The organism is Cryobacterium sp. TMT2-14 (assembly GCF_004402465.1).
In the GTDB taxonomy this organism is placed as follows: Bacteria; Actinomycetota; Actinomycetes; order Actinomycetales; family Microbacteriaceae; genus Cryobacterium; species Cryobacterium sandaracinum.
This window is the reverse complement of sequence record NZ_SOFV01000040.1, coordinates 27938-51443: the sequence shown is the minus strand read 5'-3', so window position 1 is coordinate 51443 and position 23506 is coordinate 27938. Positions and strand designations below refer to the sequence as shown.

The window sequence follows — 23506 nt, the reverse complement described above, 5'->3', positions numbered from 1 at the left end:
ATGACCCACGAGCCGACCCCGGAGCACTCCGCCGCCGCCCCACACTCTCATCCGGCCGGAACCCAGCCCGCGGCCCAGCCTGCCTCGGTGCAGCCCGCGGCCCAGCCGGTGCAGCCCGTCTGGACCGCCCCCGTTCGTCGCACCCGGGCGGGCATCGTCACGCTCACGGTCACCGGCCTCGTCATCGGGGGCGCCGCGCTGCTGCTGGTGTTCGTCTACCTGGCCACCTTCCTCGGTGCCGGCACGCTGCTGGTCGGCCTCATCCTGGCACTCATCCCACTGATCGGGATTTTGCTCGCCGTGGGCTGGATCGATCGGTGGGAGCCCGAACCCCGCCCGGCCCTCTGGTTCGCGTTTCTCTGGGGCGCCGGCGTCTCCATCGTGACCGCGCTGCTCTTCGACCTGGGCGTGCAGCTGGCCCGGGCCGGCGCCGGGGCCACCGAAACGGATGACGGTTTCGCCGCCGCCGTCCTCCAGGCGCCCCTCGTCGAGGAGGCCGCCAAGGGCGCCGGGGTGCTGCTGCTCTTCTGGGTGCTGCGTCGGAGATTCGACGGCCCGGTCGATGGCGTGGTCTATGCCGCGACGGTCGCGGCCGGATTCGCCTTCACCGAGAACATCCAATACTTCGGTGTGGCGATGATGGACGGTGGCTCTGAGAACCTGGGCTTCACGTTCCTGGTGCGGGGGGTGTTGTCGCCCTTCGCTCATGTCATGTTCACTGCCTGCATCGGCATTGCGTGCGGGCTGGCGGTCCGGTTCCGGCCGTTCCCGGCCTTCGCCACGATTCTGCTCGGATTCGTCTCGGCGATCTTCCTGCACTCCGTCTGGAACGGGGCGTTCTACCTGGTCGAGAGTGGCTCTCTGGTGGCGTACTACCTCGCCGTGCAGGTGCCTCTGTTCCTCGGCGCGATCATGGTTGTCGTGTTGCTGCGGCGTCAGGAAGAACGCGTCACCGTGCTCCGGCTGAGCGAGTATGCCGCGGCCGGCTGGTTCAGCCCGGCCGAGGTGGGTATGCTCGCCACCCGCGATGGCCGTCGGCAGGCTCGATCCTGGGCCGCGCGGCAGCCCCAAACCCGGAAGCGGGCCATGCACCACTTCATCCACAACTCCACCCGCCTGGCTTTCGCCCGACAGCGCATGGTGAACGGTACGGCCGCGAACGTCGACCGGGCCGACGAATCGGAGCTGCTGGGGCTGATCCAGCGCGACCGTGCCGGCGTGATCAACTGACTCTGATGCCCTGACGAACAAGGACTCGCCGCCCCGGTGGTGTGGCAGTGCCGACAACTCTCCCGGAGCGGCGAGTTCTGTTCCCATGGTGCGCCCGACGGCCGCGTTCGCGCAAGGGGGAATTTTTGGTGTGCGGGCGAGCGCGCAATCCGATTGGATAGAGGAATGACTGATCAAAACACCAAGCCCGAACTCGACGCTCCGGAGGGCCCCGCGCCTACCGAACTGACCATCACCGACATCGTGGTCGGCGAGGGAGCCGAAGCAACCCCCGGCGCCACCGTCAACGTGCACTACCTCGGCGTCGCCTATGACACCGGAGATGAATTCGACTCCTCCTGGAGCCGCGGGCAGTCGATCAACTTCCCGCTTGCTCAGCTCATCGCGGGCTGGCAGCAGGGCATCCCCGGCATGAAGGTCGGCGGACGCCGCAAGCTGGTCGTCCCTCCGCACCTGGCCTACGGACCGGCCGGCGGAGGACATCAGCTCTCCGGCCAGACCCTGATCTTCGTGATCGACCTGCTCGGAACCCGCTAGAAACCCGCAGTGCCGGAAGCACGTGCAAGTCGCTACGCGAGTCGTGCATTGCTACGAGTCGTGTTCGATTCGCACGTGCTTGATCCGGGAGGCGTGGCCGCGCACGATGGTCACCGCGCTCTTGGACACGCCGAAGTGCTTGGCCAGCAGCTTCACCAGCGCATCGTTGGCGGCACCCTCAACGGCCCGCTGCTGCAAGAACACGGTGAGCGCAGCATCCGTCGGAGCATGGGACGCGTCGTCGCCCGGCTCCCGGCCCGGCTCTCCCCCGGAGACCAGCGGTCCCTTCCGACTACCGGGCTTCACATGCACCGTCAGGTTCACCGTTCGCGTCACGCCGGTCCTCCGGGAATATAGTTTTCTTCACAACGCTAGTGGGCGGAGTCGTCTTCATGATCTCAATCGATAGTGCGCGGGCCCTGGCCGAAGCCGGTCTGCAGTGGCGTCCCGTCTCCGGTGACGCCTTCCGCATCGAGCGCTCCGGCTTCGAAAGCGACGTGTTCACGGTCAGTGACATGACGATCGAGCCGCACGAGTTCGACACGGGAACGATCCTCGGCTTCAACGGCACCACCGAGTGGGCCCTTGATTCACTGGCCCTCGAGGATGCCCTGTGGATGCCGCGTGAGGACCAGCTGCGCGACCTGTTGCGGAGCACCTTCCGTTCGCTCACCCGTCAGGGCGAGGACAGCTACCGGGTGACGGTGGCGCTGAACGGGGCGCCGGAATTCTTCGACGCCGCCGACCCCGCGGATGCCTACGGCAACGCGCTCCTGCGTCTGATCAGCCTGTCCGCCGACTCCCTCGCCTGACACCCACCCTCTCGACGGCTCCGCCGGTGGTCGAGCCTGTCGAGACCCGGTACGTCGACTTCCAGAGGTTCGCCCGGGGCATCCGTGGCGGTCGAAGTCGCCAGCCTCGGAGATTTTCGCGACACGACGGGCACCCCAGGCCATCACAACCGGCGTTTCCCGAAAATCTCCGAGTTCACGAGACACGGATGCGTGCTGCGCGCCCATTGACGGATGCCCGCTGCGGGCCCGGCGACGGCTGCTTCTACTCCTCCACAATAAAAGTTTGATCAGGTTATCCACGGGGCGCTGACGGGTGCCTGTCTGGAGCATGGAATGTCAGTGGTCAGCCGTAACGTGTGTCTCATGAAGCCCTCCTACAGTGAGCAGCGAGAACGCCTGGGTCGTCACTCCGACGCCATCCGGGAGTCGCAGGCGGACGCCGCCCGGGTTGACGCCCGCCTGGCCGAACAGGTCGATCAGGCCCGCCGGTTCGCCGAAGCCCTGGCCCGAAACGCGGCCCGGGCAGCCAAGGACAAGGCCAGGGAGGGACCCCCGGCAGTGGCCGGGGTCGCGGCCGGGATGCCCCGCACCCGGTGGCACGCTGCACAGGTCGCCGAACGCGAGTTCGTGACCGAACTGTCCTGCACCCTGCGGCTGCCGGTGCGCTCGACCGAAACCCTGATCGCCGAGAGCCGCACCCTGATAAATGAACTGCCCGGCACCCGGGCCGCCCTGCAGGACGGGTCGATCACCTACCGGCATGCGCAGGCGATCATGAACCAGGCCTGGTCGCTCCACGCCGAGGCCCTGGCCGGAATCGAGGAGACCCTGCTGAAGTCGGCCCCGCACCTGACGGTGGCCAACCTGAAGAACGAGGCCCGGATCATGCGGGAACGGCTGCACCCGGGGTCGATCACGGCCCGGCACCAGAAGTCGGTGGCGGACCGGACGGTGATCTTCGAGCCCGAGGCCGACGGGATGGCATCCCGCTCCTGGTACGACTCGGCGGAGAAAGTGAAGGCCGGTTACGACCGCCTCACCGTGATGGGGATGAGCCTGCAGGGCCCGAACGACACCCGCACGCTGACCCAGCTTCGGAGGGACGTGTTCGAAGACCTCATCCTCGACGGGGTTACCGCATCGGGGGTCGGCCAGGGCATCCGCGGCTCGGTGCACGTCACCGTCCCGGTGATGACACTCCTCGGCCACCCCGAGCAACCCAGCCACCTCGAAGAGTCCGGGCCCATCGACCCCGATACCGCACGCGAGATTGCGGCCGGGACGCCCGGCTTCATCCGAATACTGACCCATCCGGAGACCGGGGTGGTGCTCTCGATCGGGCGCACGTTCATCAGTCGGGGACCGACGTCAGACCAGCCAGGTCGCCGTCATCCGCTGCACGACTCCGCCGTCGAGGTCGGCGAGCTTGGCCGCCACGAACTGGCGCGCCGCCTCCGATGTCTGCACCCGAAACGGTGGGCGGTCGCCGTCGAGCAGGGCGGCGACGATCTCGCCGGCGCTCCGGGCCGACTGGGCCGAGCCGAAGGATGACGCCGCGCGGGCCAGGTACGCCTCCAGTGCCGCGGCGTACGGGTCGTTGGCCAAGCCGGATTGGTTGAGGTCCCGGCCGACGTTGGCGACGAACGAGGATGTCACGGCGCCGGGTTCGACTACCGTCACCGACACACCGGCCGTGGCGGCCACCGGGGCCAGGCTCTCCATGAATCCCTCCACCGCGAACTTCGCCGCACAATACGCCTCGTTGAAGGGCTGGCCGATGGCTCCACCCACGCTCGAGACGGTGATCAGCCGGCCCGTGCTGCCCCGGAGAAGGGGGAGCGCGGCCCGTGTGAGGACAACCACCCCGAAGAAGTTCACCTCCATCACGGCGCGAACGTCGTCGACCGTCGAGTTCTCGATGGTGCCGAGCCTCCCCGACCCGGCGTTGTTGATGAGCGCGTCGAGCCGGCCGTGCCGGTCGATGGTCGCGGCCACGGCATCCGTGGCCGCGTGCGGTTCGGTCACGTCCAGGCGACGGATGTCGAGACTCACCTCCGCGTCGGCGGCCGCGCCCCGCAGAGCGCGGGCGCCCTCGAGGTTGCGCATGGTGGCTACCACCGTGTGGCCGGCGCGAGCCGCGGCGATGGCGGCGTGGAGTCCGATACCGGAGGAGGTCCCCGTGATCAGAACGACGCTGGAGTCCGGTGCTTGAGTCACGCTTCTAGTACCGGTCGGGTTCCGGGCCGAGCTGGAACCGGCGGCCTGTGATCCTGGTCGGCGTTATCTCGACGTAGATGTACTTCAGGGTCGGGATGAGCGGGCGCAGCGGCAATTGATCCGCGGCCTCGATCTCGGCCTGCTTGTCGAGAACTCGGGCCTCGCCTCGCGCCACGACGCTCCACGCCTCGCTGCGACCGATGCCGTCGATCTCGAAGGCGACCCGGTTGTTCACCGTGAGCTCGAGGAGCTTCGTACCCTCGGCCGTGCGGAAAACGAGCCGCCGGTCTGCGGAGACGAAGTTCACCGGGTAAATGTCCGGCTCACCGGAAATGCTCATCGCGAGTCTTCCGAAACTGGACGAGATCAGAAGATCCCAGCAGTCGTCCTCGCTGAGGTTCTGAACCGGATACAGGTCGTTGGTTTCCATGACTCATAGTCCCACGCGGTCCGGCCCGGCGCGAGCAGGTGCCGGCAACGAAAAACGCGCCCACCGTTCCCCGAGGGGCGGTAGGCGCGTTTCGGTCTGACAGCGAGTCGGATCAGTCCCGACGGAGGCGTACGACGGTGCGTCGAAGCGCGAGGAGCGCGCCGAGTCCCAGCAGCAGGGCGCCTGCAGCCGCGGAGATCAGCAGGGAGGCCGAGTCGACGCCGGTCGCGGCCAGCTCGGGAGCGGCCGTGATCGTGTCGGCGGCGACCGGGAGGGCCGTCTCGGTCGGGGTCGGTGTCTCGGTCGGTGTCGGTGTCTGCGTCGGCGTGACCTCGGCTGCAGGCACGATCGTGTTGAGCTCGGTCGCGCACTCCACGGTCGAGCCACCGCCGTTGCTGGAGTAGTTGCACTGGTTGACAGTGATGGGCACGTCGGTCGTCACCGTCGCCGAGGGATTCACCCGGCAGAGCACATCGGCGCCGCCGCCGTTCCCGGCGTTGTTGCACTGGGTGACGGTCGCGTCGGTGGTGTTCTCAAGCGGCACGCAGTCGAGTGCCGTGCTGGCTCCGGAGCCGACGCACTGGTTGACCGTGGCGGGGGATGCCGTGGTCGCACCGGTGATGTGGTTGTTCACGGTCACCGTGCAGATGGTGTTACCGCCGCCGACGTTGATCGAGCCGTTGCACTGGGTGATCGTGTGGATCAGCTTCGAAGAGTTCACGACCGTCGCTGCGGGGGGCTGCACCTCGGTGTTCGCCGCGTGGATGCTGACGACGGTGCTGGTGGTCGAACTGGTCGCGCCGGTGGCAAGATTGAGATAATTGTCGACCGTGACGCTGCATTCGACGGCGCCGGTGCCGCCGCCGACTCCGGCGACATCGTTACACTGTTCGACGGTGCCGTCGACCGGAGCAGCCGAAGCGGAAACCGCCGGCGAAGCGGTCAGGACGAAGGCCGCGAGGAAAAGGCCGAGGGCCAGAACAAGCGAACGGTTCAGTGCAGAAGCACTGAAGAAAGAACGTGAAGTTTTAACAGCCAGCAGATTTGCGATGGAGGCCCCCTTAGTTGATCCACTCTAACAGGGGATTCTCAGGCCAGGACAACGGAGAACGGGTCAGTGCCCTTCGTTCACGCCTCTGACCCGGTCAATAAGATCTTTCCACGGCCCAGAGACCTGCTGCTCGCTGAGCACGACCTCGTGGGGTGCGCAACGGATGCGGTAGACGTAGCGGTCCGGCTGCGGAGCCGTCGCGGATACCTCGTCCCAGGGCAGCCCACGAAGAAGTTCCGCCCAGGCGGACCGGTCGGGTTGTTCCTCCACCTGGACCTCCCAGGTGGTTCGGATGCCGGCGAAGCCACCGCTGCGCGAAACGACGACCTTCATGAGGCCGATATTACTCCGGCCGTGGGGCAGGAACGACGGTGGCGCGACCGACGCCGGTCCCTGGGCCAGTGCCGGACCGGGGCCGGGATCCGGTGCCGAGCCCGCCGCCGAGGCCGACGGCGGTCCAGCCGGCGATCACGGCCTCGTGTTCTCGGGAACCGGCGCCGTGGCGCGTGACCGCTGCCCGCGAGGTCGCCCGCGCGAACCCGGCGAAGTCCACGGTGCGGCCCAGCGTGCCGGAGGTGAGGGTGTCGAACCAGATCTGGCCGGCCGTCTCCCAGGCGTTTCCGCCGAGAGCTGTGGCCACGAGGTAGAACGCCCGGTTCGGAATGCCCGAGTTCAAGTGCACCCCGCCATTGTCGTCTTCGGTTTCGATGTAGCCGGTCATGTCCGCGGGCTGGGGGTCCTTGCCGAGAGCATCGTCGTTGTAGGCGGTGCCGGGAGCCTTCAGCGAGCGCAGCGCGACCCCCTGCACCTGGTCGGTGAAGAGACCTTCGCCGATCAACCAGCCGGCCTCGGCGGCTGACTGGCCCAGGGAGCGCTGCTCCACCAGCGAGCCGAACACGTCCGACAGGGACTCGTTTATCGCACCTGATTGTCCCTCATAGGCGAGGTTGGCCGTGAATTGGGTCACCCCGTGCGTGAGCTCATGCCCGATCACCGTCAGCGACGCGGTGAAACGGTTGAAGACCAGGCCGTCGCCATCGCCGAACACCATGCGCTCGCCGTCCCAGAACGCATTGTCGTAGTTGCGGCCGTAGTGCACGGTCGCCTCCAGCGACACACCGCGGTCATCGATCGAGTCGCGCTCGAACACGTTCCAGAACAGGGAATGCGTGTCTCCGAGCCCCGCCCAGGCCTCATTGACCGCGAGATCGGCCCCGGCGGGCTGGCCCTCGCGGCGGACCAGCCGGCCCGGCAGTCGTTCCAGGCCGCCGGCATCCGACACGGCCCGGTCCACGTGCCCGCGCACCCGGGCGGCCGCTCCGCCGCGCACACCGGAGTGGACCGACGACGACGGCGTCGGATGCGCCGCCGCGCGCAGTTCCCGGATCGGCACGTCCCGCATCAGAGACCGTCTGGCTGCCTCGGCCGCGGCCGCGAGCCGGGGATCGTCGACCCGCGCCAGCCGCACCAGCAGATACGGCGGCACGATAGTGCACCGGGAGAAGCCGTGCGATGAGCCTGTCATGGGTCGAGTGTGGCACTCGGCGGTGACGCGCACCACAGGAATTCCTGATTAGCCCGTGTGCCGCGACCCTGAGACCCGAGCGAAGGCCCGCGGCGGCATCCGGAACGTGGGCCGGGTGCCGCCACGGGGGTCTGGTGTCATCAGCGGCCGACCCGCTGCCTGAGAAATCAGGAACGCCGGTCGAGAACCATTAATAGCACCGTGCGCGCCGGGCGAGAAGGTGCCGGTGGGAGGCCTTCCGTAGACTCTCAGCATGCGCTTCGGAATCGTCATTCTCCCGCAGGATTCGTGGCCGGAGGCCCGCCGTCGCTGGCAGGGCGCTGAGCAGCTCGGCTTCGACCACGCCTGGACCTACGACCATTTGTCCTGGCGGTCGTTGGCCGACCAGCCCTGGCATGCGACCGTCCCGACGCTGACTGCCGCGGCGGTCGTCACCTCGCGGATCCGGCTGGGTACCTTCGTCTCATCACCGAACTTCCGGCATCCGGTGACCTTCGCCAAGGAGATCGCCACCCTCGATGACATTGCCGGCGGGCGATTCCTGCTCGGGGTGGGCTCAGGCGGTACCGGGTTCGACGCCACCGTGCTCGGGCAGCCCGAGTACACCCCGAAGCAGCGGTCCGAGCGCTTCGCCGCGTTCGTCACGGCCCTCGACCGGCTGCTGCGCCACGAGGAACCGGGCAGCGGCGGCATCAGCTTCGAGGGGGAGTGGGCGAGGGCGGTCGGCGCGCGAATGGTCGGTGTGCCGGCCCAGGAGCCGCGGGTTCCGTTCGTCATCGCCGCGAACGGGCCCAAAGGGCTGCGCCTCGTCACGACGTTCGGTTCCGGCTGGGTGACGACGGGAGCGGACGGCGTCGTGGGCGAGGACTGGTGGGCGGCGGTAGCCGGCCTCATGCACCGGCTGGAGGACACGGCAGTCGTCGCGGGCAGGGACCCGGCCACCATCGACCGTTACCTGTCTCTCGACAGCGGCGGCTGCTACTCCCTGCAGAGCATCGGAGCGTTCGAGGATGCCGTAGGTCGGGCCGGCGAACTCGGCTTCACCGACGTGATCAGCCACTGGCCGCGAGCGGCCGGCATCTACGCCGGAACGGAGGCCGTTCTGCACCGGGCTGCGGCCGTGATCAGCCGGCAGCGCGCCCGGGCCGGAAAATAGTTTGAGAAGAACCGACCCCGCAGAGCCGGCGCAGAAAAGCTAACATAAAAGATTCCCAAAGCAGTCCTAGCTGCCCTCGTGCGCGGTGCAGGGAAGCACTGAGCCTCGCACGGATTGGCTGCTTGACCTGCCGTGCGGGGGTGCGATTCAGCCATCTTGGCTATGCGAGCACCGGCAACGCCTCTTCGATATTGGGGCACGGTCAATGAACTCGTTTAGAGCATCCAACTCACTAGTTGGTTCATGGCTGGCCTTCCTCACGTTCTGCCTCAAATTCAGCTCGTATTTGCTCTTTCCAGCCGGCCGCGACTGACAAGTACTCAACACTCGCAATTGTCGCCCGATGTTGTTTGTATAAGTCTTCCGCAAGCACGGCTTCATCCACTGTGGGTTAACAACAACGGGAACGTGACCTTCGATGCTCCGCGTGGGAGGTACACGCCATTGGGGCTCAGCGCTACCCGTACGCCGATCATTGCTCCGTTCTTTGCGGATGTGGACACGAGGGGAACAGGAACAGACCCTGTCGCCTACGGATATAGGGAGACCACGTTCGAGGGGCATGCCGCATTCTGCGTCAGCTGGGTCAACGTTGGGTACTTCTCTGGGAAGGCAGACAAGACAAATTCATTTCAACTGCTATTGGTCTCGCGCCCTGATGCTGACGTCGGAGCATTTGACATTGTCTTCAACTACGGGCGTGTGCAGTGGGAAACCGGAGACGCCAGTAACGGAGTGGATGGACTCGGCGGGTAATCCGCGCGCGTTGGTTTCTCGAGCGGAACGGGGATCCCCGGCTCTTATTCCGAGCTGCCCGGGTCAGGAACGAATGGATCATTCCTCGACACATCCCCCGTGGGACTGGTGCACACCAGTTTGGGCTCAGCGACGCTCGGCCGCTATACCTTTCCAGTCAGATCTGACGGCCAGATAGCGGACCGGTATGTCGCCATGGGCGATAGTTATCAGTCCGGTGAGGGGGCGTACAGCTACGAAAGTGGAACGGACAATGGCACGAACAAGTGTCATCGCTCGGCAAACGCCTATCCAAACCTCCTGGTGGACCGGCAAGTGGTGCGACTTCAACTTGACTTCGTTGCTTGTTCAGGCGCCGTTATCCATGACCTGATCTACAGCTCCGAAGAGGATGGTGCCCCCTTGGAAGGCGAAGCCGCCCAAGTGGACAGTCTGGGCACTGACACCCGACTGGTGACGGTCAAAATTGGCGGCAACGGCCTCGACTTTGGAGGCACGATCAAATCCTGTGTTGAAAGTGGGATCAAGAGTTGGATTCCCATCGTCAACTGGTTCAACTACAGCTGTATTGGTAACCAGGGCGATGAAGTGGAGGCAAACCTCGCGGATCTTGAAACCGGACAGGTTGGGGAAGACCTACTCGACCTCTATCGGCTCATCAGGGCAAAAGCGCCTTATGCGCGAATCGAAGTGGTGTCATACCCCCGATTCTTCCCCGCCGAGGCCGCAGACAATCTCTTGGGGTGCGCGTCAATCGCACGCAAGGCCGACAAGAAGTGGATCAACGCAGGAATCGTCCGGGCCAACAGTGCGATCGAGAGAATCACCTCACTCGCTGGAGTTGGGTCGATTAACATGAGCGATGTCCTGGAAGGTCACGAACTATGCGACCCTGAACCCGCGATGAATGGCGTCGTGGACCCGTTCTCGCCCGAGTCGTATCATCCGAACGTGCTCGGTCAGAGCCTCATGGCCGATCGCATCGAGCAGGAACTGTCCACGATCATCGAGCCGACAGACCAGATCCGCCCCCAAGAAACAGTGCAGCGCGTGTTCAAGGTGCAGGGCAAGAGGTTCACTGTGAACGTGGCGTGGCCTGGCAGTGATGTTGAGACGACGCTCACCTCCCCGAGCGGGCAGGTCTTTAGCCGGTCCAGCCACAACGGTGCCATGCACGACAACGGGCTAACTTACGAGTACTACGACATCAACTCCCCAGAGCCTGGGCAGTGGACAGTCACTTCCTTCGGCAAGGACGTATCCCCAGCTGGAGAACCGGTAACTCTCTCCATGTACGACATGCCGGAGCTCAACCGCGTGCCCAATGCCGTAGTTACTACGACCGATTCTGGCCCATCCTTCACCTTTGACGGGACGACATCCGTCGATCCTGACGGAACGATTACGAACCACCTGTGGGACTTCGGCGACGGTATCTCCGCGGTCGGAGCAATCGTTGAACACACATATGCACAGCCTGGACAGTACCTGGTCGCGCTCGTGACAACCGATGATGACGGAGCAGAAGGTTTCGGCTCCGCAGCCTCAGTCATTGATACCACTCGGTCTCTACCCGCAGTCTCGGTGAAATCCCCGCTGACGACGCCGTCGGTGGGCGGCAATGTTGTCGTGACGGGCAAGGTGTCCTATCAGTCCACGGCGCGGATCCTTGGCAATCTCACTTCTGGCGGTCCGCTCACCGTCATTGATGGAAAATCGACGACGCAACTCGCGTCCTTGGGCTCGATAGGTGGCCAGATCACCTCGAACACCACAGTCCCACCCGTTGTCGTCGACGGCCACGCCTTTGTCTACAAGCCGACAGAGTGGATCGATCCCGTCAATACGACCTGGCGACAGCGGATGAACGCAGCTGCCACCTCCAACAACGCCCCAACTTGGTCCCGCGGGTTGAGCGCCAATCCTGGCTGCACACTCAGCCCGGGTGGCGACAGCGTCAACGGAAAGATCGTCACGTTGAGCACGCCCACCCTCGTCGATGCTCGCCGATCGGTGAACGGCTGCTCGGCAGTCACAGTCCAGAACATGGAGATAGCCATGTCCACCGATCTGACCCTCATCGCCGACAAAATCGGGATCGTCAATGGGCTGAAAGTGACATCAGCCGATGGGAAAGCACACGTGCTTCGGCTGATTGCCACTGGTGACGCAACCTCGTGCACCTCAACCAATGGCATCTCCGCGTCCGGGGGCTTGAACATAGATCCAAAAATCTCCACCCAAGTACTGGCCGCGGGTCAAGCGAAGATCGACGGTCCAGCTTCGTTCTCTGGACAAGTATTGGCCGCCTGTTTCGCCAGCAGCGGTGCCACTAATATCGCGTATGCGAACGTAGTCACACCAGGGCTGGTGGTACCGCAATGAATGCGCTGAGGGAAGAAAGCGGGTCGTAGGTGTCCGAAACTGTATCGAAGGAGCGCACCTGGCTCCACCTGCTCTGGGCACTTCCGATTCCAGTGGTTGTGAGTTCGGTCCTGCTGATCAGCGCACTCTGGGACTACTCCGGAATCAGCGGATGTACAGGTGGCGGATTCGGAATCAGTCGGGATATCGGCGGCACGATCGGTAACCTTGCGCCGATTCCATTTCTGATCGGACTCCCCATTTTCTTGGTGCCCTGGTCACCTAAGCGTGGAGTTCGGGCGCTTGTCGCACTCCTAACCGGACTGGCTTTCGCGGGACTTGGATTCGCAATTCTCGTGTCGATGGCCTCGTAACCCAGGGACACCGACAGCACCGGGCCGCGACAAGAGTCGACCCTGCTCGCCAACGGATTCCTCCGTGAGGGCCCTCTACAGCTCCACATCGTCCGGTGGCATCGACGTCGGCACGATTCCGGCAGCTTTGTCTTTGCGTCGGTAGAGGTGTCCTTAATCGGGGTCGCAGTCGCGGAATGGCCCGTTGCCTTTGCCTTTGTCGAAGATGACGGCGGCGTGGCGGTCCCAGTGGTTGATCCACCAGGACGAGACGGCGCCGGCGTCGCCGTCCATAACGCTGGCGTCAGCTTGCATGCTGGCCTGCCAGAGGGCCTTGAACCGGGCGACGATCTCAGGGTGTAGCCACCATTGGGTGCACCACGGCGTGGGCCTGGTGCCGACGACCTCGACGGTGGCGAGGTGACCGATCAGCAAATCAAGAAACATGTGGCGAACGTCGACCGCGTCCTCTTTAGTGTTGGTCGAGTCGTAGTCGTCGTACTCAGTCATGAGCTGCTACCTCCGCTGCAATGGTGTCGTCCGGCACCGGGATCTGTGCCGGCGCGAGGCTCGGCGTCCTGGTCGGGGTGCGGTTGATGGTGATGGTGAGGGTCTTATCGCGGAACCAGGGGACGGTGTTGACCATGACGGGTCGGCATTTGGAGCTGAAGACGATGGCGCGCCATTCGGGGAGGGAGCCGAGGGCGGCGATGTCAAGGGTGTTGACCTTGCGGGTGTTGGTGGAGGTGGATTGGTGGCCGTCTTTGCCGGTGGAGCTGCCGTAGTTGATTTCGTCGTGTTCGCCGATGAGGGCGGCCAGCGAGCGGAGGAAGTCGTCGTCGCCGGAACCACCGCCGAACACGCGGGTGGCGACGGCGTCCCAGAGGGTCTGCCACCCGTCTTTCCCGAACGCGTCGATCGCTTGGGCGCGGGATTGGAAGTAGGAGTTGAGGATGATGCCCATCGACCCGTAGAACGAATACACCGAGGGCAGTTCGGGCCAGCGGACGATGTTCGCGCACTCGTCGAGCTCCATCACCAGCGGGACCGGGAGCCGGCCGCCGTTTCGCTGCGCGGCGGTTTCGGCGGTTGTGCAGATGGCGCGGATGAGGGCGACGAATTCGACGGAAATTCTGCCCGCAACGCCCCGGAAACCCGGGAAAGAGCGCTCTCCTGGCAGAATCTCCGTCGAATTCGTTCGACGCCGGGCCGGGGTTCCGCCCGAATCGGTTAGGAGGCACTCGGCCGGGCAGCCGTTTACCGATGCTGCAACAGGTGCCTATGGTGTCAGCATGCGCGCCGAGGACCCCTCATCCCCGTCCCTGCAGACCCTACTGACCAGCCGGCTCGGCCGGTGGGCCATCCGCTCCACCCAGATCGTCGTCGTGGTCGTGCTGACCGCCGGCGCCGTCTACGCTCTGGTGCGGGTGCAACTCGTGGTGATCCCCGTTCTCGTGGCGCTCATCCTGGCATCGGCGCTGGCGCCGCTGGTCGGCTGGCTGCGCACGCCCGGCCTCCCGGTCATTCTCGCGACCTGAATCACCCTGTTGGCAGGGGCACTCATCCTCGGCGGCATCGTCACGCTCATCGTCTTCGCGGTGCGCAACCAGTGGGGTGCGCTGGTGGTGGCGGCTGGCGACGGGCTCGACGAACTACAGGGGCTGCTGGTCGAGGGCCCGATCGCGCTCAACTCGGAGCAGTTCAACGCGGTGCGTGATGCGATCGTGGGCTTCGTCACGAGCGCACAGTTCGGCACGGGGGCGCTCGCCGGGGTGTCCGCCGCGGTGGAGCTGGTCACCGGAGCACTGCTCGTGCTGGTGATCCTGTTCTTTTTCCTCAAGGACGGCGGCCAGATCTGGAACTTCTTCCTACGTTTCCTCATGGCGAGAGCCTCGAGCGCGCCCACCGGATCGGCGACGTCACCCCGACGGTTCTCGGCCAGTACGTGCGGGGAACGGCGATCATCGCCCTCTTCGACGCCGTTCTGATCGGCGTCGGGCTGGCCATCCTGCAAGTTCCGCTGGCCCTGCCGCTGGCTGTGATCGTGTTCCTCACGGCGTTCATCCCACTGATCGGGGCGACCATCGCGGGCATCCTGGCTGCCCTCGTGGCGTTGGTGGCCAATGGGCCGCTCGTGGCGCTGATCGTTGTGGCCATCGTGATCGTGGTCAACCAGATCGAGGGTGACCTGCTCAACCCGGTGGTGATGGCGGGGGCGTTGAAACTGCATCCGCTGGTGATCCTCGTCGCTTTGACCGTGGGCACCATCCTCGGCGGTATCGCCGGGGCCGTTCTGGCGGTCCCGCTCGTCGCCGTGGGCTGGGCGATGATCAAGGTTTGGGACAGGCCGGATCAGTCGATCACCCAGCGGGCGAAGTTCTCCATCCGGCACTGGCCTCAGCCGGCGAAGCCCGCCGAGGCCGCCCCATTGTCGGCTCGGGGTGGCGAGCCTACGATAGACGGCATCTGACCGGGGAGGCACAGGTGGCGATTTCACCGCTGAAAGCAGCCATCGACCGAGCCTTCGCCGCCATCGGCAACGCGAGGAAGGCCTGAGGCGATGCCCGCTCTCATCTTCGACTGCGACGGCGTGCTGGCCGACACCGAACGCGACGGCCACCTGCCGGCCTTCAACCAGACCTTCGAGGAATTCTCGGTGCCCGTGCAGTGGAGCGACTCCGATTACGTCCAGAAGGTGGCGATCGGGGGAGGAAAAGAACGGATGCGCAGCATCCTCACCCCGGAGGTGGCCGGCGTGCTCGGTCTGCCGGCGGACGACCCCGCGGCCCTCGACTCGGCCGTCGCCGGCTGGCACCGGCGCAAGAGCGCGATCTACACCGAGCGGGTGGCGAGCGGCGCGTTGACGGCCCGCCCGGGCATCCGTCGACTCGTCGTACAAGCCGCGGGCGCCGGCTGGATCCTCGCCGTGGCCTCCACCTCGGCCGAGGAATCCGTGCGCGCCGTGCTCACGCAAACAATCGGGTCCGAGCTGGCCGCGCAGTTCCGGGTCTTCGCCGGCGACATCGTGGACCGGAAGAAGCCGGCCCCGGACATCTACCTGCATGCCCTGCGGGAACTCGGGATCGACGCCGCCGACGCCGTGGTCGTCGAGGACAGTGCGAACGGCCTCCGGTCGGCGCTCGCCGCGGGCCTCCGCACCGTGATCACGATCAGCGGTTACACCGCGGACGAAGATTTCACCGGGGCGGCCCTGGTGGTGTCGTCGCTTGGGGACCCCGGCGGCCCCACCACCGTGACGCTGCGCGACCCGCTGGGTCTGGAGCCGGAATTCTTCGTCGACCTGTCCGATTTCGCCACCATCCTCAGTGCCCCCGACCGCCCGGCCCCCGATCTGGAGAGCCGATGACCCGCTCAGCCCTGTTCGACACCGAATTCGTGGCGATGCTCCGGGCCGCCACCGAGGGGATCAAGGCCCGCGGCAAGTCCGACCTGGGAGACAAGACCCTGCTCGACGCCCTCGTGCCGGCCACGGATACGCTCGAAGCCGAGGTGGCCGCCGGCCGTGACCCGGAAACCCTCCTCGCCCGGATGTCCCTGGTTGCGCGGGCGAGCGCGGACGCCACGAGCATGCTGCAGGCCCGTCGCGGCAGGGCCAGCTACACCGGAGAACGTAGCATCGGTTCGCCCGATCCCGGAGCCCGAAGCAGTTCGTGCCGGACATGCACCAGGGGATCGCCGCCGCGAACCTCGACACGCGTGGATGGGCGTGGGCATCCATGGCGAACCGGGCCGACGCCGCGCGAAGCTGACCACCGCGAATGAGATGACCGACGAGATGCGCGACGCGGTCGTCGGGGACCTGCCGGACGTGTCGGGGACCGGGTGGCCCTGATGATCAACGGCCTCGGCGGCACCCTCTCAGTGAGCTCTACATCCGGTTCGGGAGGGCGCACGAGCAGCTGGTCAGCGCCCCGGCCGAGATCGCAGCCCGCATCTTCTGGCCGTTGCTCCTGCTGCTCCAGCCGACCTCTCGGACTCTGCTAAACTCGAATGGTTGCCGTTTGACGGCCGCGGATCAAGAGAGCCCAGGCATTCGGCCCCGGGCACCGCGCAGTGAGAGAAAGGGGATCCCATCTATGGCACTCGAAGCTAATGCAAAGAAGGCGATCATCGAAAAGTACGCTACCCACCCAGGCGACACCGGGTCCCCCGAAGTTCAGATTGCAATGCTCACGCAGCGCATCCTAGACCTCACGGAGCACCTGAAAGAGCACAAGCACGACCACCACTCGCGTCGTGGTCTGCTCCTCATGGTTGGTCAGCGCCGTCGTCTGCTCGGTTACCTGTCGGATGTCGACATCACTCGGTACCGCACACTGATCGGCAGCCTCGGACTGCGCCGCTAAGGCACTTTTCGAAGACACCGCGATCTTCTTACAAGCGGGCCGTCACCTTCCGGGTGGCGGCCCGTTTGTGTGTCCGGAGCGGGGAACCGGGAATATCTCCGGGCCCGGCGCGGTTTCCCCCACCGATGTCTACCTCCGCGCTGAGCCTCTCCGTGCTCGATCTGATCCCCGTCCGCACCTCGCAAAGCTCCGCTGAGGCGATCGCGGCAGCCGTGCACCTCGCCCAGAGCGCGGACCGGCTCGGCTACACCCGATACTGGGTCGCGGAGCACCACAACATGCAGGCGGTCGCGTCGACGAACCCGCCCGTGCTGATCGGTATCCTCGCGGCGCAGACCGAACGCATCCGGGTCGGCTCCGGGGGCGTCATGCTGCCAAACCACTCTCCGCTCGTGATCGCCGAGCAGTTCGGCATCCTCGAGGCGGCCTTCCCCGGGCGCATTGACCTCGGGCTGGGCCGTGCGCCCGGCAGCGACCCGATGATCACCGCACTGCTGCGCTCGAGCGGAGCAGTGAGCGAGGTCGACGCGTTTCCGCGCAACATCGCCGACATCGCGGCGCTGCTGCACCCCGACGGGGCCTCGCTCAGCCTCACCTCCGGTCAGGACTACACCCTGCACGCGACTCCCGCCGCCACCGGGATGCCCGAAATCTGGCTGCTTGGCTCCAGCGACTACTCGGCCCGGCTCGCCGCCCGGCAGGGCATGCCCTACGTGTTCGCCAACCACTTCGCCGGCGACGGCACCACGGCGGCCCTCGAGCTGTACCGACGCGGGTTCACCCCCAGCGAGACCCTCGACGCCCCCCGCACCATCCTCACCCTGAACGTGTCGGTCGCCGAGACCCGGGTCGAGGCCCTCGCCCTCGCCCTGCCGCAGATGCAGCAGATGGCGCGCCTGAGATCGGGCCAGCCGCTCGGCCCGCTCGCGACGGTCGAAGAGGCCGCCGCCGCACCGATGGCGCCGGCGCTGCTCCAGATGATCGAACGGATGGCCGCGGCCTGGATCATCGACGAGCCCGGCGCCGCGGCCGCGCGCATCCGTGCCCTCGCGGCGAAGTTCGGGGTCGACGAGGTCATGCTGCAGCCGATCGCCTCCGCTCACACGGGCGCCGACGCGGCGACCTCACCCGGGCGTGCGCGCACGCTGGAACTGCTCGCCGCCGAGCTTTTCACCGGAGAGCAACTCGCGGCCGAGGAACTCGCGGCGGTCTAGACGAGTGAACCCTCACAGCCGTGAACGGGATGGCGTCGAGGGCTGGGGGTTCGGGGGCGGTTGCCGCGGTGCAGTGACTCCGTCCAGAACGAATTCGACGGAGATTGTGGCCGTATCGGCCCCGAATACTCCGATAAAGCCGTTTTACGCCAGAATCTCCGTCGAATTGGTTCGACGCCGCACACGGTGCCCCGCCGGATGACCAGCGTCCACACGGCGCAGTCAGCTTCGACTCTCCGGGAGCCACAGGACCAATCGACGGTGACTCACTCGGCAGAACCGAGATTCGTTCAGGCGTCCGGTTCCGTCATGTCGACCACGTGCGACTTGACGTGGGCCTTCAGTGCCTCGATGCCCTTGAGGGCCTCTGCCTTGGAGTGATAGCTTTCGGAGGTCGCGATCACTTCGCCGTTGTTGGCCTTCAGCCGAAACTGGTATCCGCCGGATCGTTCCGCGTAGAGCTCATATTTCCCGGACATCACACACTCTTTTCTTCATCATCGAAAAACGTCGACGGACGCATTGCCGTTGGAAAAACCCTACCGCCCCCGTTGGCGCGCGAGACCCTCAACTTAGACCGAGCAGCCGGAGCCCGGCGGCCGCTGCCGCGCCCGCGATGACCACCGCCAGGAACGGGGCCTTGAACCAGAGCGCAATCGCCGCTACGACGAGCGCCCCGAGCCGGGCGTCGACGACGAGGTCCTGGCCGGTGGCCACGGTGTTCGCGACCGTCAGAGAAGTCAGCAGGCCGATCGTGAGGACGCCGGCGACGCGGGCGATGCGCGCGTTGGTGACCCACTTCTGCGGCACGAGATAGCCGAGCAGCTTCGTGAGGAACGCCGCCGCGCAGGCCACGAGGATCCAGAACCAGACGCTCATCGGGGAGCCTGCGCATCCGTCGAACCGGGTGCATCGGGTGGACCGGGATAGGGGTCGACGTCGGGCTCGAGACCCTCGCCCGCCGGCCCGTGCCGAAAACCGAACCAGCCGATGGCACCGGCGACGACAGCCGCCACGAGGATGGGCACGCCCGGCGAAACGAGCGGCACGGTCAGTACGGTGGCCAGCGCGCAGACCGCGGCGATCGCCCCGGCCTCCTTCGACCGCAGCCGCGGCCAGAGCAGCCCGAGGAACGCCGCGACCGCCGCGCCGTCGAGGCCCCACTGTTTCGGGTCGCCCACGGCGTCGCCCGCGAGAGCCCCGATCAGGGTGAATACGTTCCACAACACGAAGATGCCGAGACCGGCGACCCAGAACCCCCGCTTCTGCTCGACGAGCACGGTCTGCCCGGTGCTCGTGGCAAGCGATTCGTCGATGGTGACCTGGGCGGCGGCGAAGCGGCGCCAGCCACGAGGGTGCAGCAGGGCGTTCAACTGCATCCCGTAGACCGCGTTACGGATGCCGAGGAGCGCCGCCGCGCCGGCGGCTGCCGCACCGCTGCCGCCGCCGGCGATCACCCCGATGAACGCGAACTGGGAGCCCCCGGAGAACAGGAGCAGACTCAGCGCCGAGGTCTGCCAGATGTCGAGCCCCGACGACACCGACAGGGCGCCGAACGAGATGCCGTAGAGGCCGGTGGCCACCGCGATCGACAGGCCGACCCTGGCCCCGGGGGAGTGGCGGAGGGTGGTGGGCACCGCTCAATGCTAGGGGGTGCGGCCCCCGGGTCTGCGGGGTCCGGGGTCGGGGAAGCCCCGCGGGGGCCTAGCATTGACCGATACCCAACGGAACGGAAGCACCCAGTTATGAGCGTCTGGCGCACCAAGAGCATTGAGGCCTCTATGGCCGACTCCCTCGAGAAGGGGCACAGCCTCAAGCGCACGCTGGGCACCTGGGACCTCATGATCATGGGCGTCGCGGTTGCCGTCGGTGCCGGGATCTTCTCGGTCGGTGCGAAGGCGGCCGGCAGCTACGCCGGGCCATCCGTCACCCTGGCGTTCCTCCTCGCCGCGGTCACCTGCGCGCTCGCCATCATGTGTTACGCGGAGTTCGCCTCGGCGGTTCCCGTGGCCGGCTCGGCGTACACCTTCACCTATGCGACCCTCGGCGAGCTGCTCGCCTGGATCATCGGCTGGGACCTGATCCTCGAGATGCTGACCGCCGCGGCCGTGATCGCCAAGTATTGGGGCATCTACCTGAGTGAGGTCTTCGAACTCTGGAACTGGGATGTCCCGGCCACGATCGCGGTCTTCGGACTGCAGGTCAGCTGGGGCGCGTTCGTGATCGTCGCAATCTTCACCACCCTCCTGGTGCTGGGCACCAAGCTGTCGGCGCGCGTCGCCAGCATCTTCACCATTCTCAAGGTGGCGATCGTGGTGTTCGTGATCGTCGTGGGTGCCTTCTTCATCAACCCGAAGAACTACACGCCGTTCATCCCCGAGGCCGTGCCCTCCGCGGGCGGCGACGGCGACGTCTGGATGCAGTCCCTTTTCTCGTTCATGACCGGCGCCCAGCCGGCCCAGTACGGACTGTTCGGTCTGCTCGCCGGCGCCTCGTTGGTCTTCTTCGCGTTCATCGGCTTCGACGTGGTCGCCACCAGCGCCGAAGAGGTCAAGAACCCGCAGACGACCCTGCCGCGCGGCATCTTCGCCGGTCTGGCCATCGTCACGGTGCTGTACCTCGGCGTCAGCCTCGTGCTCACCGGCATGGTGCCGTACACCGTTCTCGCCGACGACCCCAATGCCTCACTCGCGACGGCGTTCGTCTCGGTCGGCGCCGGCTGGGCTGCCCAGGTCATCTCGGTCGGCATTCTGGTGGGGCTCACCACCGTGATCATGGTGCTGCTCCTCGGCCTCTCCCGCGTGCTCTTCGCCATGAGCCGCGACGGCCTGCTGCCGCGCGGCCTGAGTGTCACCTCGTCCAAGCGCGGCACCCCCGCCCGGGTGCAGATCATCTCCGGCGCCGCGGTCGCCCTGATCGCCGGGTTCACCGATGTGGGCGTGCTCGAGGAAATGATCAACATCGGCACGCTGTCGGCCTTCGTGCTGGTCAGCATCGCCGTGGTCGTGCTGCGCAAGAAGCGCCCCGACCTGCCCCGGGCCTTCAAGGTGCCCTTCTCGCCCTTCCTGCCGATCCTGTCGGCCGCGCTCTGCTTCTGGCTGATGCTCAACCTCACGACGCTCACCTGGGTGCGCTTCGCGGTCTGGCTCGCGATCGGCATCGCGGTGTATTTCCTCTACGGCCGCCGTCACTCCGTCGTCGGTATCGAGGCCAAGCGCGTCTTCGACGAAACCCTCCGCGACGAGGTCATCGCCGAGGAGAAGGCAGCGCTGGGCAAGTAGCGCGCTTTCGCGGTCGGGGGCCGTCACTGGGGTGACCCCCAGCATCCATCGGGAAGGATGGAGCCATGCTGCACCGCCATCCCGTCCTGTCCCTGGTCACGCTCGCCTATCTGGCGTTCGTGGGCTGGGTGACGCTCGGGCCGCAGCCGCTCGACAGTGGGAACAACGAGCTGCTGCTCCGGGCGCTCCGATTCTTCAATCGGCACGACTCCACCGACTGGATCACCTACGGGCGGGTCGAATTCGCGGCCAACATCGCCATGTTCATCCCGATCGGCGTGTTTCTGCTGCTCCTGCTCGGACGCCGGTTCTGGTGGCTGGCGATCGTCGTGGCCGTCCTACTCACCGGCTCGATCGAGTTCACGCAGCAGTTCCTGCCGACCCGGGTCCCGGATGTGCGCGATCTGGTCGCGAACGGGAGCGGCGCCGTGCTCGGTGTCATCGTCGGCCTCGTCCTTACAGCGTTTAAACTGGTGCGCCGTGAGGAGCCCCGGTCGAGGCGGGTTGCGCCGACCTACAGCCGGTAGAGGCGCGCCTCCCAGGGGCGCAGCACCGGATTCGAGGACGGTGCGGCGGCATCCGTTGTGGCCGGATAGTTGGCCAGAATCAGATCGGCGCCGGAGACGTCCATTGGAAGCAGGTCGGTGAATGGGGCATCGGATGCGTTCGCGACGACGAGCAGCGTCTCCTCACCCCGGCTGCGAGTGAAGGTGTAGAGCGCGTCGTGGTCGGGTTCGAGCAGGGTGAAATCGCCGAGGGCGACCACCTCGCTCTCATGCCGCAGCGCAATCAGGCGCTGGTAGAAGCGGAACACACTCCGCTCGCTCGCGAGGTCGGCGGCCACGTTCACCGTGACGCTGTTCGGGTTCACGGCCAGCCACGGCGTGCCGGTGCTGAAACCGGCCTGCGGCGAGGCATCCCACTGCATGGGCGTGCGCGCGTTGTCGCGGCCCATGGTCTGCACTCCGGCGAGCACGGTGCCGGGGTCCAGGTCGAACTCTTCCACGGCCTCGCGGTAGTGATTGAGGGATTCGAGGTCACGGTAGTCGTCGATGGAGTCGAACCGCACGTTGGTCATGCCGATCTCCTCGCCCTGGTAGATGTAGGGCGTTCCGCGGTGCAGGTGCAACACCAGGGCCCACAGAGTTGCCGACTCGTAGCGCAAGGAGGTGTCGTTGCCGAAGCGCGACACCAATCGGGGCTGGTCGTGGTTGTTCAGGTAGAGGCTGTTCCAGCCGGTCTCGGCCAGACCCTCCTGCCAGCGTGACAGGCTCTTCTTCAGCGCCGTCAGGCTGCGAGGCAGCACCTCGAACTTGTGCTCGCCCTGGTCGAGGCCCACATGCTCGAACTGGAAGATCATGTCAACCTCGCGCCGGGCTGGGTCGGTGAACAGCAGGGCGTCGTCGGTGCTCACGCCCGGCATCTCGCCGACGGTGAGGTGCCGCCCTCCGCGGCCGTCGAAGACCTCGCGGTGCATCTCCTGCAGAAACTCATGGATCTGGGCCCCCATCGGCGAGCCGCCGCCGGTGGCCGGGGCCGGTCCGTCGATCAGCTCGACCTGCTTGGCGATGAAGTTGATCACGTCCATCCGGAAGCCGTCGACGCCGCGGTCCAGCCACCAGTTCATCATCGCGTAGACGGCCTGGCGCACCTCGGGGTTCTCCCAGTTGAGGTCGGGCTGCTGCTTGGCGAACAGGTGCAGGTAGTACTCATCGGTGGCGGGATCGAGCGTCCAGGCCGGGCCGCTGAAGGCGCTGCCCCAGCCGTTCGGCGGGCCGCCGTCGGCCTGGGGTTTGCGCCACCAGTACCAGTCGCGTTTAGGGTTCGTCAGCGACGAGCGTGATTCCCGGAACCAGGCGTGCTCGTCGCTGGTGTGGTTCACCACCAGGTCCATCACGATCTTGATGCCGCGCTCGTGGGCCTCGACCAGCAGCAGGTCGAACTCCGCCAGGCTGCCGAAGACCGGTTCGATGTCCTGGTAGTCGCTGATGTCGTAGCCGTTGTCATGTTGCGGCGACGGGTAGACCGGAGAGAGCCAGACCGCGTCAACGCCGAGCTCGGCGAGGTAGTCGAGCTTCGAACGGATGCCGCCGAGGTCGCCGATCCCGTCGCCGTCCGAGTCCGCGAAGCTGCGCGGATACACCTGGTAGACGACGGCGCTGGTCCACCAGGAGGCGCCGGTCGCGGGGGTGGTCGCGCGGGTGGTCGCGGGGGTGGTCATCCCGGACGTT

At 66.2% G+C, this 23506-nt stretch carries 27 protein-coding genes; 15 read left to right on the top strand and 12 right to left on the bottom strand.

Going from position 1 to position 23506, the window contains the following annotated elements; genetic code table 11:
• Positions 1-1230 (top strand): PrsW family intramembrane metalloprotease, encoded by a 1230-nt coding sequence (locus tag E3O28_RS13610; protein ID WP_134374654.1) that lies wholly within the window; start codon positions 1-3, stop codon positions 1228-1230.
• 165 nt (positions 1231-1395) lie between these two features.
• Complete coding sequence (locus tag E3O28_RS13605) at positions 1396-1767, top strand: FKBP-type peptidyl-prolyl cis-trans isomerase (protein WP_104101078.1); 372 nt, start codon at positions 1396-1398, stop codon at positions 1765-1767.
• A 51-nt stretch (positions 1768-1818) separates the two neighbouring features.
• Here E3O28_RS13605 and E3O28_RS13600 read toward each other — a convergent pair whose 3' ends face one another.
• A complete protein-coding gene (locus tag E3O28_RS13600; protein WP_241973135.1) occupies positions 1819-2103 on the bottom strand; it encodes a DUF167 domain-containing protein in 285 nt (94 codons plus the stop codon).
• Positions 2104-2159: 56 nt separating this feature from the next.
• Here E3O28_RS13600 and E3O28_RS13595 point away from each other — a divergent pair, with 56 nt between their 5' ends.
• Positions 2160-2579: a hypothetical protein gene (locus tag E3O28_RS13595; protein WP_104101079.1), complete on the top strand. Its 420-nt coding sequence runs from the start codon at positions 2160-2162 to the stop codon at positions 2577-2579.
• Positions 2580-3929: 1350 nt separating this feature from the next.
• Here the strand turns inward: E3O28_RS13595 and E3O28_RS13585 are convergent.
• The 3 genes from E3O28_RS13585 to E3O28_RS13575 all read right to left on the bottom strand — a co-directional run bounded on the left by E3O28_RS13585 (position 3930) and on the right by E3O28_RS13575 (position 5638).
• Entirely contained in the window at positions 3930-4778 is an 849-nt protein-coding gene (locus E3O28_RS13585; RefSeq protein WP_134416451.1) for an SDR family NAD(P)-dependent oxidoreductase, read from the bottom strand.
• A 4-nt stretch (positions 4779-4782) separates the two neighbouring features.
• The gene (locus tag E3O28_RS13580; protein WP_104101082.1) at positions 4783-5208 is read right to left on the bottom strand and encodes a pyridoxamine 5'-phosphate oxidase family protein; all 426 of its coding nucleotides are present in this window, start codon (positions 5206-5208) and stop codon (positions 4783-4785) included.
• Positions 5209-5320: 112 nt separating this feature from the next.
• On the bottom strand, positions 5321-5638 hold the full coding sequence (locus tag E3O28_RS13575; protein WP_134416449.1) for an LPXTG cell wall anchor domain-containing protein: 318 nt from the start codon (positions 5636-5638) through the stop codon (positions 5321-5323).
• On the opposite strand from E3O28_RS13575, the gene E3O28_RS13570 reads away from it, so the two are divergent.
• Positions 5631-6029: a hypothetical protein gene (locus E3O28_RS13570; protein ID WP_134342059.1), complete on the top strand. Its 399-nt coding sequence runs from the start codon at positions 5631-5633 to the stop codon at positions 6027-6029. The two genes, E3O28_RS13575 and E3O28_RS13570, sit on opposite strands and share 8 nt — an antisense overlap.
• 293 nt (positions 6030-6322) lie before the next feature.
• On the opposite strand, the gene E3O28_RS13565 is transcribed toward E3O28_RS13570, so the two are convergent.
• Together E3O28_RS13565 and E3O28_RS13560 are read right to left on the bottom strand one after the other, a co-directional pair.
• A complete protein-coding gene (locus E3O28_RS13565; protein WP_104101085.1) occupies positions 6323-6592 on the bottom strand; it encodes a protealysin inhibitor emfourin in 270 nt (89 codons plus the stop codon).
• 10 nt (positions 6593-6602) lie between these two features.
• A complete protein-coding gene (locus E3O28_RS13560) occupies positions 6603-7784 on the bottom strand; it encodes a M4 family metallopeptidase (RefSeq protein ID WP_134400819.1) in 1182 nt (393 codons plus the stop codon).
• A 253-nt stretch (positions 7785-8037) separates the two neighbouring features.
• Here E3O28_RS13560 and E3O28_RS13555 point away from each other — a divergent pair, with 253 nt between their 5' ends.
• Positions 8038-8940 (top strand): LLM class flavin-dependent oxidoreductase, encoded by a 903-nt coding sequence (locus E3O28_RS13555; protein ID WP_134374642.1) that lies wholly within the window; start codon positions 8038-8040, stop codon positions 8938-8940.
• Positions 8941-9795: 855 nt separating this feature from the next.
• On the top strand, positions 9796-12081 hold the full coding sequence (locus E3O28_RS13550) for a PKD domain-containing protein (RefSeq protein ID WP_134416447.1): 2286 nt from the start codon (positions 9796-9798) through the stop codon (positions 12079-12081).
• Between the two features lie 506 nt (positions 12082-12587).
• On the opposite strand, the gene E3O28_RS13545 is transcribed toward E3O28_RS13550, so the two are convergent.
• The gene (locus E3O28_RS13545) at positions 12588-12923 is read right to left on the bottom strand and encodes a DUF4913 domain-containing protein (protein WP_134416445.1); all 336 of its coding nucleotides are present in this window, start codon (positions 12921-12923) and stop codon (positions 12588-12590) included.
• A complete protein-coding gene (locus E3O28_RS13540) occupies positions 12916-13512 on the bottom strand; it encodes a TraG/TraD/VirD4 family protein (protein ID WP_277874726.1) in 597 nt (198 codons plus the stop codon). Before E3O28_RS13540 ends, E3O28_RS13545 begins: the two co-directional genes overlap by 8 nt.
• A gap of 193 nt (positions 13513-13705) precedes the next feature.
• On the opposite strand from E3O28_RS13540, the gene E3O28_RS13535 reads away from it, so the two are divergent.
• The 7 genes from E3O28_RS13535 (at position 13706) to E3O28_RS13505 (ending at position 17994) form a co-directional block, all read left to right on the top strand.
• On the top strand, positions 13706-13951 hold the full coding sequence (locus E3O28_RS13535; RefSeq protein ID WP_134416441.1) for a hypothetical protein: 246 nt from the start codon (positions 13706-13708) through the stop codon (positions 13949-13951).
• Between the two features lie 9 nt (positions 13952-13960).
• On the top strand, positions 13961-14401 hold the full coding sequence (locus tag E3O28_RS13530) for an AI-2E family transporter (protein ID WP_134416439.1): 441 nt from the start codon (positions 13961-13963) through the stop codon (positions 14399-14401).
• Positions 14359-14883 carry an AI-2E family transporter gene (locus tag E3O28_RS13525; protein WP_166784833.1) on the top strand — a complete coding sequence of 175 codons (525 nt, stop codon included), beginning with the start codon at positions 14359-14361 and terminating at the stop codon, positions 14881-14883. Before E3O28_RS13530 ends, E3O28_RS13525 begins: the two co-directional genes overlap by 43 nt.
• A 90-nt stretch (positions 14884-14973) precedes the next feature.
• The gene (locus tag E3O28_RS13520; protein ID WP_134416435.1) at positions 14974-15780 is read left to right on the top strand and encodes an HAD-IA family hydrolase; all 807 of its coding nucleotides are present in this window, start codon (positions 14974-14976) and stop codon (positions 15778-15780) included.
• Entirely contained in the window at positions 15777-16196 is a 420-nt protein-coding gene (locus E3O28_RS13515) for a dihydroxyacetone kinase subunit L (RefSeq protein WP_104101099.1), read from the top strand. Before E3O28_RS13520 ends, E3O28_RS13515 begins: the two co-directional genes overlap by 4 nt.
• A 314-nt stretch (positions 16197-16510) precedes the next feature.
• Positions 16511-16780, top strand: coding sequence for a 30S ribosomal protein S15 (gene rpsO / locus E3O28_RS13510; RefSeq protein ID WP_104101100.1), 270 nt, complete (start codon positions 16511-16513; stop codon positions 16778-16780).
• Positions 16781-16905: 125 nt separating this feature from the next.
• Positions 16906-17994: an LLM class flavin-dependent oxidoreductase gene (locus E3O28_RS13505; protein WP_134416433.1), complete on the top strand. Its 1089-nt coding sequence runs from the start codon at positions 16906-16908 to the stop codon at positions 17992-17994.
• 290 nt (positions 17995-18284) lie between these two features.
• Here E3O28_RS13505 and E3O28_RS13500 read toward each other — a convergent pair whose 3' ends face one another.
• The 3 genes from E3O28_RS13500 to E3O28_RS13490 all read right to left on the bottom strand — a co-directional run bounded on the left by E3O28_RS13500 (position 18285) and on the right by E3O28_RS13490 (position 19631).
• A complete protein-coding gene (locus E3O28_RS13500) occupies positions 18285-18473 on the bottom strand; it encodes a DUF1508 domain-containing protein (protein WP_104101102.1) in 189 nt (62 codons plus the stop codon).
• Between the two features lie 88 nt (positions 18474-18561).
• On the bottom strand, positions 18562-18873 hold the full coding sequence (locus tag E3O28_RS13495) for an AzlD domain-containing protein (RefSeq protein WP_134416431.1): 312 nt from the start codon (positions 18871-18873) through the stop codon (positions 18562-18564).
• The gene (locus tag E3O28_RS13490; RefSeq protein WP_104101104.1) at positions 18870-19631 is read right to left on the bottom strand and encodes an AzlC family ABC transporter permease; all 762 of its coding nucleotides are present in this window, start codon (positions 19629-19631) and stop codon (positions 18870-18872) included. Before E3O28_RS13490 ends, E3O28_RS13495 begins: the two co-directional genes overlap by 4 nt.
• Before the next feature lie 108 nt (positions 19632-19739).
• On the opposite strand from E3O28_RS13490, the gene E3O28_RS13485 reads away from it, so the two are divergent.
• Together E3O28_RS13485 and E3O28_RS13480 are read left to right on the top strand one after the other, a co-directional pair.
• Positions 19740-21275 carry an amino acid permease gene (locus E3O28_RS13485; RefSeq protein WP_104101105.1) on the top strand — a complete coding sequence of 512 codons (1536 nt, stop codon included), beginning with the start codon at positions 19740-19742 and terminating at the stop codon, positions 21273-21275.
• 65 nt (positions 21276-21340) lie between these two features.
• Complete coding sequence (locus E3O28_RS13480; protein WP_104101106.1) at positions 21341-21802, top strand: VanZ family protein; 462 nt, start codon at positions 21341-21343, stop codon at positions 21800-21802.
• On the opposite strand, the gene E3O28_RS13475 is transcribed toward E3O28_RS13480, so the two are convergent.
• On the bottom strand, positions 21790-23496 hold the full coding sequence (locus E3O28_RS13475; RefSeq protein ID WP_134416519.1) for an alpha-glucosidase: 1707 nt from the start codon (positions 23494-23496) through the stop codon (positions 21790-21792). The two genes, E3O28_RS13480 and E3O28_RS13475, sit on opposite strands and share 13 nt — an antisense overlap.
• Positions 23497-23506 lie beyond the last annotated feature (10 nt).